At 73.9% G+C, this 13556-nt stretch carries 12 protein-coding genes; 4 read left to right on the forward strand and 8 right to left on the reverse strand.

Annotated features, from left to right (window positions below; all coding sequences use genetic code 11):
• Positions 1-2 precede the first annotated feature (2 nt).
• Positions 3-1313 (forward strand): hypothetical protein, encoded by a 1311-nt coding sequence (locus ACSRUE_RS04290; RefSeq protein WP_441289909.1) that lies wholly within the window; start codon positions 3-5, stop codon positions 1311-1313.
• Positions 1314-1347: 34 nt separating this feature from the next.
• On the opposite strand, the gene ACSRUE_RS04295 is transcribed toward ACSRUE_RS04290, so the two are convergent.
• The 4 genes from ACSRUE_RS04295 to ACSRUE_RS04310 form a co-directional block, all read right to left on the reverse strand.
• Positions 1348-2250 (reverse strand): PfkB family carbohydrate kinase, encoded by a 903-nt coding sequence (locus ACSRUE_RS04295; protein ID WP_441289910.1) that lies wholly within the window; start codon positions 2248-2250, stop codon positions 1348-1350.
• 144 nt (positions 2251-2394) lie between these two features.
• Positions 2395-3984 carry a 5'-nucleotidase C-terminal domain-containing protein gene (locus tag ACSRUE_RS04300; protein ID WP_441289911.1) on the reverse strand — a complete coding sequence of 530 codons (1590 nt, stop codon included), beginning with the start codon at positions 3982-3984 and terminating at the stop codon, positions 2395-2397.
• A 94-nt stretch (positions 3985-4078) separates the two neighbouring features.
• Positions 4079-4330 carry a hypothetical protein gene (locus tag ACSRUE_RS04305; protein WP_441289912.1) on the reverse strand — a complete coding sequence of 84 codons (252 nt, stop codon included), beginning with the start codon at positions 4328-4330 and terminating at the stop codon, positions 4079-4081.
• A complete protein-coding gene (locus tag ACSRUE_RS04310; protein ID WP_441289913.1) occupies positions 4327-5190 on the reverse strand; it encodes a LysR family transcriptional regulator in 864 nt (287 codons plus the stop codon). Before ACSRUE_RS04310 ends, ACSRUE_RS04305 begins: the two co-directional genes overlap by 4 nt.
• Positions 5191-5273: 83 nt before the next feature.
• On the opposite strand from ACSRUE_RS04310, the gene ACSRUE_RS04315 reads away from it, so the two are divergent.
• Together ACSRUE_RS04315 and ACSRUE_RS04320 are read left to right on the forward strand one after the other, a co-directional pair.
• Entirely contained in the window at positions 5274-6062 is a 789-nt protein-coding gene (locus ACSRUE_RS04315; RefSeq protein WP_441289914.1) for a hypothetical protein, read from the forward strand.
• Positions 6049-6855 (forward strand): hypothetical protein, encoded by an 807-nt coding sequence (locus ACSRUE_RS04320; RefSeq protein WP_441289915.1) that lies wholly within the window; start codon positions 6049-6051, stop codon positions 6853-6855. Before ACSRUE_RS04315 ends, ACSRUE_RS04320 begins: the two co-directional genes overlap by 14 nt.
• Before the next feature lie 122 nt (positions 6856-6977).
• On the opposite strand, the gene ACSRUE_RS04325 is transcribed toward ACSRUE_RS04320, so the two are convergent.
• The 3 genes from ACSRUE_RS04325 to ACSRUE_RS04335 all read right to left on the reverse strand — a co-directional run bounded on the left by ACSRUE_RS04325 (position 6978) and on the right by ACSRUE_RS04335 (position 10069).
• Positions 6978-8078 (reverse strand): hypothetical protein, encoded by a 1101-nt coding sequence (locus tag ACSRUE_RS04325; protein ID WP_441289916.1) that lies wholly within the window; start codon positions 8076-8078, stop codon positions 6978-6980.
• 235 nt (positions 8079-8313) lie between these two features.
• Positions 8314-9315: a hypothetical protein gene (locus ACSRUE_RS04330; RefSeq protein WP_441289917.1), complete on the reverse strand. Its 1002-nt coding sequence runs from the start codon at positions 9313-9315 to the stop codon at positions 8314-8316.
• Between the two features lie 109 nt (positions 9316-9424).
• Entirely contained in the window at positions 9425-10069 is a 645-nt protein-coding gene (locus ACSRUE_RS04335; RefSeq protein WP_441289918.1) for a glutathione S-transferase N-terminal domain-containing protein, read from the reverse strand.
• Between the two features lie 398 nt (positions 10070-10467).
• On the opposite strand from ACSRUE_RS04335, the gene ACSRUE_RS04340 reads away from it, so the two are divergent.
• A complete protein-coding gene (locus ACSRUE_RS04340) occupies positions 10468-12612 on the forward strand; it encodes a cytochrome C peroxidase (protein WP_441289919.1) in 2145 nt (714 codons plus the stop codon).
• Between the two features lie 109 nt (positions 12613-12721).
• Here ACSRUE_RS04340 and ACSRUE_RS04345 read toward each other — a convergent pair whose 3' ends face one another.
• Positions 12722-13462, reverse strand: a complete 741-nt coding sequence (locus tag ACSRUE_RS04345; protein ID WP_441289920.1) for an SDR family NAD(P)-dependent oxidoreductase — start codon at positions 13460-13462, stop codon at positions 12722-12724.
• Positions 13463-13556 lie beyond the last annotated feature (94 nt).

Raw genomic sequence — 13556 nt, forward strand, 5'->3', positions numbered from 1 at the left:
CGATGCCTTCGAACCATTGCCACGCACGCTTCGGTCTCGGCGCGCTCCTGCTCGCCGCCTGCTCTTCACCGCCGAGCGCCGCGCCCTCCGGACGCACGGCGCCGCGCGAGGACCTCTGCCCCGAAGGCTTCGCCGATTGCGACGGCGACAGCGACAACGGCTGCGAGGCCGCCCTGCTGACGAGCGTCGAGAGCTGCGGCGCGTGCGGCGCGCGCTGCGCCGGCGGCGACGGCGCGACAGCGCTCTGCTCGGCGGGCGCCTGCACCCTCGCGTGCGACGCCGGGCGGGCCGACTGCGACGGCGACGGCGGCAACGGCTGCGAGGCCCTCGTCGCGGAGGATCCACGCCATTGCGGCGCCTGCGGCGTGACCTGCGCCGACGCTTGCTGGAACGGCACCTGCGACGCCGCCGTGCTCGCCGGCGAGCTCCGGCTGCCCACGTTCCTCAGGATGGACGCGACCGGGCTCTACTGGACGAACCAGGGCTCGGGCGACGCGCCGGACGGGAGCGTCATGCGGCTCGATCCGAACGGCGGGGCGCCGGCGGCGCTCGCGCCGGAGCAGGAACTCCCGGGCCCGCTCGCGCTCGGCGAGGCCGCTGTGTACTTCGCGCACGCGCGCGGCCTCGCGGCCGTCCCGAAGGCCGGCGGCGAGGTGGCCGAGCTCGCGCCCGACGCCCGCGGCGTCACGGCGCTCGCGGTCGACCAGGGCGCGCTCTACTGGGTCGAGGCGGGGACGCCGCCGGCGTTCGAGGACGGCGGGCTGTTCACGCTGCCGCTCGGCGCCGAGCCCGGCGCGGCGAAGGTGATGCTCGCGGCCATCCCGGGCGTCGCCAGCGGGGTGGCGCTCGACGCCGGCCACGTGTACGTGACCGCGCAGGGCACCGGCGCGGCCGGCGGCGCGATCTACCGGGTGGCGCGCGACGCGGCGCCGCCGAGCGCGCCGGAGAGGCTGCACGAGGCGCTGGTCGCCCCGCGCGCGCTCGTGGCGCGCGGCGGCGCGCTGTGGCTCATCGAGGGGCGCGGGATCGCCACGTTCTCGCCCGGGAGCCCGCTTCGCAGGGTCGTCCCGGATCTGCCGCAGATCCCAGCGCAGCTCGCGTTCGACGACGCGCGCGTCTTCTGGACGACCGCGCGGGAGGCCGACGGCCAGGTGCAGAGCGCGCGGCTCGACGGGAGCGATCTCGCGACGCACGCGCGCAACCTGAGCTACCCGTGGGGCATCGCCGTGGACGGGACGAACGTCTACTTTAGCCTCGCGTGGGACGGCGGGCCAGCGACGGGGGCGCTGGTGCGCGGGCCGAAGGGCCCGTGACCGCGCTCTCCGCCGGGGCAGCCCGGCCTCAACGTCAACGCCGGCCGACCTTCGCGCTCGCCGCGGCGTGACCGCGCTGGATCGCGCGGGTCCAGAGGTCGGGGCGCTCCGGGCCGTGGTCGCCGGCGCGGGCGAGCTCGGCGCAGATCGCGGCGGTGAAGGCGTCGCCCGCGCCGGCCGCGCGGGTCTCGGCCACGACGGGCGGGGCGAGCGCGATCTCGCCGAAGGGGCCGGCGGCGCGGGCTGCGCCTGCGCCCCGGGTGAGCACCAGGGTCGCGCTCGGCCGCATGGCGGCGCGCACCTGGGCGTCGTCGAGCCCGAGCCCGGCGAGGTCCGCCGCGCTGCACCGCACCACGTCGGCCTCGCGGAGCAGGGCGTGGAGCACGCGCGGATCGCGCCCGGCCCAGAGGCGCCATCGCGCGTTGAGGTCGACGACGACGACGGTGCCTGTGCGGCGCGCGGCCCGCGCGGCCCGGCAGAGCGCGGCGATCGGCGCGAGCGCCGGAGAGATCCCCGAGAGCAGCAGCACCGGCGCCGCCCACCCCTCGGGCACCGAGAGGGGCAGATCGTCCTCGGCGCGGTGGGCGACCATGTGCCGCGCCCCGCCGGTGTCCTCCAGCACGATGAGCCCCTGGCGGGCCGGGATCAGCGCCACACCCGCGACATCGACGCCGAGCGCCGCGACCCTCGCCAGGAGCGCCCGGCCCGGCGCGTCGTCGCCGAGCGCGGCCGCGAGCCCGACACGCAGCCCGCTCCGCGCGAGCGCGACCGCGGCGTTCACCGCGCCGCCGCCCGGACGGAACCGCAGCGAGGCCCCGCCCGGAGGCGCGAGATCCCAGAGGGCCTCCCCGGCGCAGATGACGTCCAGGGTCGCCACCCGCGACGGCGCGATGCGCGCCGCCGTGGCCCGCCCAGCGCTCGCCAGCATGGATGCCATGGGGTTCCCCATCTTACACCACGGGGCTCTCAGCAGCGCGCCGGCTGCGACGCTGGCTGTCGCAACCGCCACGGGAGGAGGGGCACCTCGCCGCTACGGCCTTGGCACATCACCAAGAGGCCCTCAGGGGTCGGAAAGAGGCCCTCAGGGGTCGGATCGACCGCGCTCCCCCGCGTCCGGCGGGGAGGACAGCGCGTCGACCTCGCCGCGCGTCACGCGCTTGTCGCCGTCGCGGTCGAGCGCCTTCATCATCTCGCCGACGACCACCTCGGACGGCGTCTCGGAGCTCACCCTCGACGCGGCGGCCCTCAGCTCCTCGGCCGAGACGCGGCCGTCCCCGTCGGCGTCGATCGCCTCGAAGGGCCCGAGCTGGCGGACGAGGTCCGCGGCGAACGACTCCACGAGGACGAGCTTCGGATCGCGCCCGCTGTCCGCCGGCGGCACCTTCTCCGGGTGCTCCTGGGCGAAGCGGACCAGCGGCGCGATGTCATCCATGCCGCCGAGGAGCCCGCGCGGGAGGGCGATCCGGTACTCGCGGCCATCGACCAGCGGGAGGCCGTCGATCGCGCTCAGGACGCCTCGAGCGTCCGTCGCCATCCGGTCGTCGATCTGGAGGTAACCGCCGTGCTGGGCGGGGGCGCGCGACCGCGACGCGGCGACGGCCTCGCGGACGACGCGGCCAGGCAGGAGGGTCGCGACCACCTCGTTGCTGAAGGGCACCTCGGCCTTGAGATCCCCGTACGTGAAACGCTCCCGGTACGCGCGACCGCCGCGGATGCCACCGCCGTTGAAGAGGCACCCGTCCGCCCCGAAGGCGTCGCGGATCCGCGAGCAGAGCAGCGCGCCGAGCGACGTCTGCTGGGCCCGCGTCCCGACGGACGAGAGCTCGCTCCCCGGCGGGAGCCGGAGGAGGGTGGCCGCGTCGAGGTCCCGCACGATCTGCATGTGGCGGTCGACGCGCGCGCGCATCGCCGGATCCTCGGGATAGGCGCCGACCTCCTCGATCCGGACAGCGACCGCAGGCAGGTCGGGCACCCCGGCAGGCGGCGCCATGGCCGGCCACACGAGATCGATGATGGCGGCGCTCTCCGCGTCCGTGCCGGCCTTCACGACCCAGCAGCCGCCCACGTCGTCGAGGGTCACCTCGTGCTCGTGGCCGCCCAGGATCACGGGAAAGCGCGGATCGCGCTGCGCCCGCGCGAGCGCGAGGTCCTGATCGCGGCTCTGGTGCGTGATCGGGATCACGCAGGCGCACCCCTCGTCGCGGAGGAGCCGGCGGGTCCAGCGGAGGGCCGCCTCGTTCGCCGGCTCGATGTCGATCCCCCCGAACGCATCCCGCCGGTACAGACCCTTCACGTGCACGAGCAGGCCGAGGAGGCCGATCCGGACAGCGCGCCCGCCGGGGCTCGAGACGTCGAGGATCTCGTGCGTCGGCAGCGCCGGGGCGAACGAGGGCATGTTGGTGTTGAGCCATGTGCCCCGGAACTCCTGCACCCGCGCCCTGAGCTCCGGGAGCTCGACGTCGGCCTCGTGGTTGCCGAAGATGGTGTGCGTGATCGGCAGCGCGTTCATGCAGTCGACCATGCCCCTGCCGTGATCGAGGCTCGACAGCAGGCTCGGCGCGAGGAAGTCGCCGGCCATCACCGCCAGGAAGCGATCCGCGGGCGCGGCGGCGTGCCGCCGCACGAGGGTCGCGAGGCGCGGCAGGTTGTCGAGCAAGTACACGTCGTTCACGCAGACGATCCGCAAAGAAGGGCCTCTGGGCAGGGCGTGTGCGGCGGCGGTCATGGCCGTCGAAGATAGCCCAGCCCGCGGGCGCGCGACGCCGTCAGCGCCGAGCGCCCCTCGCCTTCGGCGGGCGCCACGCGCGCAGGCTCTCCGCGAGCGGCTCGAGCACCGCGCGCACCCGCGGAATGGCGCGGGCGCTGCGCGGGAGGTAGTCGTCGGACGCGAACGACGGGCGCCACCCCGGGATCAGGCGGCCGAGCGCGCTGTTCGGCGAGAGGTCGCCACCCGTCGATACAGGTGCGCCTCGGGCACCAGTCGCTGTGAGCGTCGACCCTTCCCGGCGGGCGCTCATCCGTCGGAGGTGAGCTCCTTCTGGAGGTGCCGCTCCAGCCGCTCCAGCACCTGGCGCGCCACGCGCCGGAGCCGCCGGGGGTAGACCACGACGAGGGGCGGGCTCGGCAGCGGGAGCCTGGGCAGGAGCCGGATCAGGCGCCCCTCCTGGACCCGGCGCGCGACCAGCCAGCGCGGGAGCACGCTCACGCCGAGCCCTGCCTCCACCGCCCTGAGGTTCGTCTCGATGTCGTCGGTCGTGAGCCTGACGGTGAGCCCCAGCTTCTCGAGATCGCGCACCCCGCCGCTCGCCACGACCCGCACCGCGGCGAGCTCCGACATGGAGGTCGGCGCCGGCTTGCCCGCGAACAGGCCGGCGCTGCCGACGAGCCACTGGGGCGAGGTCCCCAGCGTTCGCTCGATGAACGACGGCTCGCTGCGGACGCCGACGCGAAGCGCGAAATCGAACGCGCCTGCCACGAGGTCGACCCGCTGATCGGTGAGCGCGGCGTCCACGACGAGCCCCGGCGACTCATGCATGATCCGCACGAGCTCCGGCAGGAGGAGCCGGCGGCCGAGCGCCCCTGGCGCCGAGAGCTTCACGCGGCCCGCGAGGTCCCCGAAGCCGGACGCGGCGCGGAGCTCCGCGTCCTCGAGCGCGCGCACGTGCTCCTCGATCTGCTCGTAGTACGCGCGTCCCTCCAGGGTGAGCGCGACGCGCCGGGTGGTGCGCTCGAACAGCCGGAGACCCAGCCGCGACTCCAGATCGGCGATCCCGCGGCTCGCGGCCGATTGCGTCATGGAGAGCTCGCGCGCCGCCCGCGAGAAGCTGCCGCTGTCCGCCACCTTGCAGAACACGCGCAGCGCGAGGAACCGATCCATGGCTCAATTTATTCTGAATTGAAATAACTGTAAGCCGTATTCTATCGCTACCGGCATGAGCGGGCGCTGACCATCCTGCGTGCATGCTCGTACGCCACACGTTCGATGGGCCGAGGCGGGGCCGTCTGCTCCGCCTCCTCGCGTTCTTGAGCGCGCTGCTGCCGCCTCTGGGCGCCCGCGCGGCCGAGGCCACGGGGGCATCCCCGCCGCCGGAGGTCGCGCCCCGCGGCGCCGATTCCGCGGGTCCGGGGCCCGCGGAGGCTCGCCTCGTCCTTGGATCACGCCTCGTGGGCAGGGACACGGGCGGCGGCCTGGAGCTCGACGGCCGCGTACGCCTCGCGGGTGGGGCGCAGCTCGGAGCCACCGCCTCCTTCTGGGCCCTCGATCGAGCGTACATGGGGGGGCAAACGGTGAGAGGCGCGAGCGGCGCCTCGGGCGCAGCGGTCTTGCTGATGCCGCTCGTGACGCACGGCCCGATCGAGCTCGATCTACGCCTCAAGACGGGGTTCCTGGCGCTGCGGGATGTCGGAGGCGGCACCGGGGGAGGCGGCGACGCGCCCGCGTCGGCGCTCCGGCACGTCGACGAGCTATCGATGGTCGCTCACGTCGCGCTCGGCGAGGCGTGGCTGCTCCGCGCCGGGGCCACCGTCGGCTTCGAGCTGGAGCTCGATCCGACCACGGAGCTGGCCGACCTGGCGCAGGTCCTGACGGCGAGCGCCGGCTACGCCGTGTCCGAGCACGTTCTCCTCACCCTCGACGCCAGCGCGGGAGGCAGCTTTGGATTCAACGGCGACAACGGCAAGTTCCTGCTCGAGGGCGCCTTCGGAGCGCGCTTCGCTCTCGGCCAAGGAGGCTCGCGTGTCGCTCACTGACCGCCGCGGCCACCGCCTTCACCTCATGACGCTCGCGTCGAGCGCGTGCCTCGCGCTCCTGCTCGGGGCCGCCCGGGCCGACGCGCAGGCTCCGGACGCAGGGTCCGGGGCCGCCGTGCGCGCCGGCGCGGGCGCCTTCGATGCCGGGCCGCCCGGGGCTGCGGATGCGCGCAGCGCGCGCCGGCCCGCGCCGGACGTCCCGGTCGGCGGCTTCGTCGACCTCGAGTGGCGGGTGATGGGCCTGGGAGGACACGTGTCGCACGGGCCGGCGTTCGCCGCCGGCGTGACCCTCGCCAACGGCCTGGTGCGCCTCGGCCTGGGTGGGCTCGGGCGGCCGGGACCCATGAATCCGGCCACGTTCGAGGTCGCGCTGCCCGGAGGGCAGACCTACAAGGGGCAACGCACGCTCGAGCTCAAGTCCGACGGATCCATGCTGGGCGCGCACGTGGGGCTCTCGTTCCGGCTGCCCTTCGCGCAAGCGCTGGCGGTCCAGATCCCGATCACGGTCGGCTACGGCGGGTTCGGCTTCTACTTGCAGGGGAACGATCGCAAGACGCCCGACGGACGCCGCGTGAGCGCGTGGGAGGACGAGCTCTTCGCGGGCAAGGACTCCTTCCTCGGCCTGGTCGTCGACACGGGGCTGCGCCTCGGGTACCAGCCGGACGACGCGCCGTGGTTCAGGCCCTACGTGGGCGCGAGCTTCACGGCGGTCCCCGGCTTCGACACGGTGGCGCGAGACGACTACCTCGGGTTCAGCGGAGTCCTCGGCGTGGAGCTCGGCCACGGCATCTGAGCAGGCGCCTTCGCCGGTGTCGTCGGGCGGTCCACGCGTCCCCGACGCGCGAGCGAGGCACTCTCGATCTCGCGTCGCCCTGATGCGCGAGCGCGCTCGATGAACGCCCGCTTCTCCGGTATTCAGTTCGGATCCGCCCCGACTCCCATCTTCCCGGCGACGGCCCGGCTCGCGGAGGTCGCGCGCATCGGCGCGCCGAGGCCGAACGTGATGGTCACGCCCGGCGCCTTCCTCAGCGCGCCGCCGTGCCGCGCGACGAGGGCGGCGAGCTCGGTCGCAGGCACCCTCGCGGCGGCCTTCTGGAGCGCCGCGAGCTCGTCGTGGTGGTCGATGTTGGCGAGGACTGCCCGGTTCACCGCCGATCTCTCGCTGAACATGCCCATCTGGTAGACGAGCGCCGCCGCCGCGCCGGCCGCGTCGGCGCCACGGAACCACGACCCGAGCTCGTGCGTCTTCAGGTGCGCGCACTGGCCATAGAGCGCGCCCATCTCGGCGCCCGTGGCGGTGAGCAGCCGGTCGGCGAGCGCGACGAAGCGCCTTCGAGAGGCATCTTCGAGGTAGGCCCGCGCGTATCCTCCCCCCATCCGGATCGCCGCGGCGCGGAAGGCCGGCGCGGCCTTCACCGCGTCGGGCGCGAGCCCATCGGCGAGCTCCGCGGTGCCGTCCGTCACGGTCGCGAGCTCCTCGTCCGCATCCGCCGTCAATCGGCCTCTGGACACCGCGGCGACGAGCGCCGGGTGGTCGTGCAAGCTCTCGCCTTTCGCGCTGGCCAACCACAGCGTGACCTGCCAGCCCTCGGTCGCGAGCGGTGGAAACGGGGCTCCCCTGTAGATCTGGCTCCGCGCGGCCTCGCACGCGCGGCGGAGCGCCTCAACCCGCGGCAGCTCCTGCGCTCTCGGTGTGTCCGCCGTCACGCTCGGTGGAGGCACCGACGCTGGCAGAGAGGATGCGGCCTCCGCGGACCGACCCCCTTGCCCGAACACCCGTTTGGCACCTCCGGCCCCGGCGGCGAGCAGCGCGCCGGCCATCACGATGATGAAGGGCTGCGCCTCGTCGCCCTTCCGATGAACGACGACGAAGAGGAGGGCGCCCCAGCACGGCAGGAGCAGGACGACGACGCCCCAGGCAGAGTTCGTCTTGAACGCGCTGATACAGAGCCAGATCTGGCCCGCGACCATCACGATGAGACCGAGGCCCATGAGCACATCGAGGAACGTCGCCATGGAGGGATGCTACGCGGCTGACGCCGCGGGAGGCAGCGCCGCACGTCTTCTCGACGACGCGGGCTGTTTCTGCGCGCTCAACCACCCGAAATCACGAGTCAATTGCCCGTGTGGACGCGGGTGGAGCGCGTGCGCAGGATGACGTCGCGTCGTTGCGCCGCGCCGATTCGGCTGCTGCATGACGTGCCTGCAGAACGGCGATCGCGCGCCAAGCGTTCCATGCTCCTGCGGGCACTCACGAGCTCCGCACCGGCTCCGCGAGCCAGCGAACCAGCGCCTCGCTCTCTAGATCGAGCAAGGCATCCTCGACCTCGCCCGGACCGATCGCGCGGGCTCGCTCGATGATCGAGCGCTCTTCCTCCGCCGTCGGCCGTCGGCCGATCCGCCGCGCGAAGAGGCGACCGAGCAGCTCCGCGATCGCCTTCTCCTCCCCGCGCTGCTCGCCCCTTCGCTCGCCTCGTTGCTCGCCCCGTTGCTCGCCTCGTTGCTCGCCCCGTTGCTCGCCTCGCTGCTCCCCTCGCCGCTCGGCCTCGATGATCAGCTCCCCGATGATCGGGGTGCGCCGGAGCAGCCCCTCTTCCTTGTCCTCCACCATGTCGACGAGCTCCTTCATCAGATTATGGCCCCAGGGATCGATGGCCGCCATCACCAGCAGCGCCGTGTACAGCTCGGCCCGCTCCGCGGGCGTCGCCGCCCCCGCGTGGATCTCCGCGACGACCTCCCGCAGCGCCGCCGCGGTCGCGTTCCGCGTCAGCGGGGCGAACACCAGCCAGAGCACGCTGCCGCGCGCCCGGAGCTCGCCGATCGTGTGCTGGTAGACGGCATCGATCCTGAAGTGCACGCCGCTGAACCGCCGCCCCGGCCAGGCGGTAGAGCGCTCGCCCGTCGCAGGCAGGCGCCGCCTTCTGCCCGAGAGGACCACGACGACGCTCTCGATCGGCGGCACCGGCTCGCCGGGGGCTTCGAGGCGGAGCGCGGTGAAAAGGAAGCCGAGGTATTCGAAGACGCGATCCGGTACGTCGTCACGGAGCGCGAAGCAGAACTCGACATGCAGCACCCGCGGCTCGCCGTCGACCCGCAGGCGCAGGGCCTTGTCGACGCGGCGCTCGAGGGTCGTGACCTGGCTGTCGATCCAGCCGAGGACCTCGGTGCAATGGCCCTCGGGGACGAAGGCGCGCACCAGGTCCCCGGGCCTCCTCCGGGCGAGGTGGCGCAAGGTGATGTCGGCGTCTCCCATGCGTGGCGTCCCCGGCAGATCGCATGCCAGGGAGGAGAAGGCCGGAATCACGGGCTTCCCGCATGAGGTATGCGCGTCGGTCGGGTGGCGGCGCCATGGCGGGCTGCGCTCAGGGGTCGAACCGGTAGGTGGTCTCGCCGGCGGACGCCCGCGCCGCGAACTCTCGACAGAAGCCGTTCAGCGCCGGATAGGGATCGGTCGGCAGGACGCGCCGGAACTCCAGATGCGTGACGAGGCAGAACAGCGCAACCTCCAGGTAGCTCAGATCCCGGTCCGACGGGAGCGCGGCGAGCACGTGACCCGCGTTGTCCTCCAGCCATGACATGGTGTTCATAAGGCTCTTTCGCTGCTTGGCCTGGAGCGCGCTTCCGTCGCCGGCCCCGGCGGCACCGGCCATGATCAGCGCGACCTCCGTCGCCATCGCGTGAACGACGAGCTCCTGGGCGTTCGCGAGGAGGGGTTGATCGAGGTCCTCCGGCCATACCGTGCGTACCGCGCGCTTCGACTGCCGCGACAGCTCGCGGCAGACATTGAGCGCGCCGAACCACACGCCGCGGGATGTCCGGAGAGCCGGCAGCTTGAGCGCGGGGTTGCCCCCGTAGTCCGCCGCGTTGGACGACATGAGGTCCCGCACGACCTCGAGCGAATGGTCGACCCCCATCTCCGCGGCGAAGATCCGCGTGACACGCGTGAAGTGCGAGCTGGAACGGCCGACGATGACGGGCTTGACGAGCTCTCCTAGAGCATCTGACATGCTTGCTTCTCCGATCCGGGAACCGTTCTGTGTCGATGCGGGCCTGGCGCGTGGAGCGCCTTGAGCGCCAACCCCGCCCCGTCGCGCCGCTCCCACGCATCGTGGATAAATAGCGTATCCGACGCCGGACCCGCGCTGTCAAGCGTCCCAGGCAGCATCCCAGTCGGCCACCCGAGTCCCCGGATCCACGATGTCCACGCGCTCATCTGCTCCATGGAACGCGCATCCTCGCAGCGGGGATGTCGTCGCCGAGGGGCATGCATCCGAGTGTACACCTTTCGCGAGAGCAGGCTGGCTGATACTCCGGCGCTCCAGCCCGGTCAGGCCAGGCCAGGCGAGCGACCATCCCGCGGCGACGCCTCTGTCACACTCTCGCCCGCTGGGCCGATGGTCCAGGCATGAGAGCCGCCGCTCCGACCGCCCTCGTCCTCGTCGCCCTCGCCTGCACCCCCTCCCCGCGCGACCCGGCCCCGGCGCCGCCGCCCAGCCCCCCTGCCGCGGCGGAGGCGCCGCCGCCACCCACCTGCGCCCGGCGCGCGGCGGGCCCCGCGCCTGCGCCCCTCGACGCGACGCACGCCGGCTCCGGCGTCGCCCTCGCGGAGCTCGGCGGGCGCACCCTCGCCTTCGTCGCCGACGAGGACGACGCCGCCCTCCACACCGTCGACATCGACGCCCGCGCCGCGCTCGCGCGCACGCCGCTCGCCGGCCGGCCCGCCCAGGTGATCGTGCTGGGCGACGGCCGCGTCGTGGCCTCGCTGCGCGACCGCGCCCTGCTCGAGGTGCTGGAGCCGGTGGGCCCTGCCGCCCCGCTCGAGCGAAGGTGCCTGGTGCCCGTCGCGAGCGAGCCGGTGGGCCTCGCGATGACGCCGGACCGCGCCACGCTGCTCGTCGCGAGCCGCTGGGGCCACGCGCTCACCAGCCTCGCGACCGCCGACCTCCGGCGCACCGGCGAGCTCCCGCTCGCCCGCGATCCCAGCGCGGTCGTCGCGTCGAGCGACGGCCGGCGCGCGTTCGTCTCCCACGCGGTCGGCGGCCGCATCAGCGTCGTGACGCTCGGCGAAGGCGGCGCGCCGACCGGCGCGCGGGAGCTGTCGACCGACGGGGTGGAGCGGCGCGCCCCGAGATCGACGTCGAAGCTCGCCAAACCCTTCCCGCGCAGCTCGAGCGGGCCGTCGCGGAAAGCGCCCTTCGAGCTCGAGGACGGGATGCCGTTCCAGATGCGCCGCCCGACGGTGAACGTGGATCGCCGCGGCTCCCAGGGTTTCGCGCTGGCGCGCGCGGCGAGCGGCGCGGTCTTCGCGCCCATCGCGCTCGTCGATCCGGGGCCCGCGACGGGCGCCGGTGGTTACGGCAGCGCGCTCGTCCACACCGTGATCGAGCACATCGCGGTCGTCGACGCGATGGGCGAACGCGCGGAGGTCCCGCAGGTCTCGGCCCACCTCGGGCTCCGCGGCTGCCGGCTCCCGCGGGCAGCGGCGATCGAGCCCGGGGACGAGGTCCTGCTCGTCGCGTGCCTCGGCCACGACAAGGTGATCGCCTACGACGCCCGCGCCCAGATCTCCGGCGAGCCGCAGCGGACCGGATCGGTGCGGGAACGCGAGCTCTTCCGCGCCCGCGTGGGCGCCGGGCCCACCGCCATCGCGGTCGACGGCGCGCGCCGGCGCGCCGTGGTCTTCTCCCGGTTCGACGGCGCGCTGACGATCCTGCCCGCCGCGCGCGACCCGGGGCCGGCCGCGATCGGCGCCGCCGGCAAGGAGCTCGCGGGCGAGCTGCCGGTCATCACCCTGCCCCGCGCGTCGCGCCTCGACGAGCAGCGCGCGGCGGGCCAGCGGCTCTTCCACGCGGCCGGCGGCCGTCGCGTCGCGTTCGACGGGCGCGCCTGCGCCAGCTGCCACCCCGACGGCCGCGACGACGCGCTCACCTGGTCGACGCCGGAGGGCCCGCGCCAGACGCCGATGCTCATGGGGCGGCTCGACGGAACCGCGCCGTACGGCTGGGAGGGCAGCAAGAAGGACCTGGAGAGCCACTTCGCCCGCACCATGTCCCGGCTCGCGGGCACCGGCCTGAGCGCGAAGGAGCGCGACGCCATCTTCGCGTACCTCCGCGGCATGGATCCGCCCGCCGAGGCGGCGGTCCTCACGGCCGAGGAGCGCGCCGCGCTCGCGGCGGCGCCGGCCGGCGCCGCAAAAGCGGCAGCCGCAGAGCCGGCAGCCGCGGCGGCCGGCGCCCGCGCGGCGCTCGCCGCGCGCGGCGAGGAGCTCTTCCACGCCCGCGAGGCGGGCTGCTCGAGCTGCCATGTCGGCGACGAGCTGACCACCGACGGCGCGCGGCACGACGTGCGGAGCGCGACGCGCTTCGAGACGGAGCGCTCCTTCGAGACGCCCTCGCTGCGCTTCGTCGGCCGGTCCGCGCCGTACTACCACGACGGCCGCTACCCGACGCTGCTCGCGCTGGTCGAGGGGGTGGACGGCGCCATGGGCCACACCGCCCACCTGTCGGCCGGCGATCGGCGCGCTCTGGTCGCTTACCTGGAGTCGCTCTGAGGGAGGCGCGGCCGGCCTGATACGCACGCGACGGCACCGCGCCGTACCTCCCTTGGAGTCGCCCTGGTGGCCGCGCGACCGGCGCCCGGCGCGGGCCGCGCGGCCCCCCTCAGGCCGTGAACCCGCCGTCGATGGTGATCGTCGCGCCGGTGATGAAGCGCCCGCTTTCGCCGGCAAGGTGAGCGACCGTCGCGGCGATGTCGTCGGTGCTGCCGTAGTGGCCGAGCGCGAGCATGCTCCGCTGCAACTCCGCTCCAGCGCCGTTGGCCGGGTTCATGTCCGTGTCGATCGGGCCGGGCTGGATGAGGTTGGCGGTGATGCCGCGCGGCCCGAGATCGCGGGCGAGGCCCTTCGTGAGGCCGACCAGCGCGGACTTGCTCATGGAGTACAGCGCGATTCCCGGCCCCGGCACCCGGTCGGCGAGGCAGCTGCCCATGCTGATGATGCGCCCGCCGGCGCCCATGTGCCGCGCCGCGGCCTGCGAGGCGAGGAAGACGCCCCGCACATGGATCCCCAGCGTCTTGTCCAGGTCCGCGAGCGTCACGGCCTCGATCGGCGCCATGATGGCGACACCGGCGTTGTTGACGAGGATGTCCAGCCTGCCGAGCTCGGCCACCGTCCGCTCGACCGCGCCGACGATCGCAGCCGGATCCGCGGTGTCCGCCGCGATCGCCATCCCCCGCCGACCCGCCGCCTCGACGTCGGCGATCACCGAGCGCCCCTTGTCCGCGGCGCTCACGTACGTCAGCGCCACATCCGCCCCGCCCCGCGCCAGCCGCTTGACGATCGCCGCGCCAATCCCGCGGCTGCCCCCGGTCACCAGCGCCACCTTGCCTGCGAACTCCGCCATGAGTACCTCTTTTCTGTACAGATCGATACAGAATATGTACTCTGTCCCGCAACCGGTGGTCAATCGGTTTTTTTATCGATCGTCACAGAAACAC

Source organism: Sorangium sp. KYC3313, assembly GCF_052075895.1.
GTDB classification, from domain to species: domain Bacteria; phylum Myxococcota_A; class Polyangia; order Polyangiales; family Polyangiaceae; genus Sorangium; species Sorangium cellulosum_B.

Coding starts and splice junctions, on each gene's coding strand:
- ACSRUE_RS04330 (WP_441289917.1), bottom strand. CDS start 9,315: ATGGGAGACGCCGACATCACCTTGCGCCACCTCGCCCGGAGGAGGCCC.
- ACSRUE_RS04290 (WP_441289909.1), top strand. CDS start 3: ATGCCTTCGAACCATTGCCACGCACGCTTCGGTCTCGGCGCGCTCCTG.
- ACSRUE_RS04310 (WP_441289913.1), bottom strand. CDS start 5,190: ATGGATCGGTTCCTCGCGCTGCGCGTGTTCTGCAAGGTGGCGGACAGC.
- ACSRUE_RS04315 (WP_441289914.1), top strand. CDS start 5,274: ATGCTCGTACGCCACACGTTCGATGGGCCGAGGCGGGGCCGTCTGCTC.
- ACSRUE_RS04305 (WP_441289912.1), bottom strand. CDS start 4,330: ATGAGCGCCCGCCGGGAAGGGTCGACGCTCACAGCGACTGGTGCCCGA.
- ACSRUE_RS04335 (WP_441289918.1), bottom strand. CDS start 10,069: ATGTCAGATGCTCTAGGAGAGCTCGTCAAGCCCGTCATCGTCGGCCGT.
- ACSRUE_RS04325 (WP_441289916.1), bottom strand. CDS start 8,078: ATGGCGACGTTCCTCGATGTGCTCATGGGCCTCGGTCTCATCGTGATG.
- ACSRUE_RS04340 (WP_441289919.1), top strand. CDS start 10,468: ATGAGAGCCGCCGCTCCGACCGCCCTCGTCCTCGTCGCCCTCGCCTGC.
- ACSRUE_RS04295 (WP_441289910.1), bottom strand. CDS start 2,250: ATGGCATCCATGCTGGCGAGCGCTGGGCGGGCCACGGCGGCGCGCATC.
- ACSRUE_RS04345 (WP_441289920.1), bottom strand. CDS start 13,462: ATGGCGGAGTTCGCAGGCAAGGTGGCGCTGGTGACCGGGGGCAGCCGC.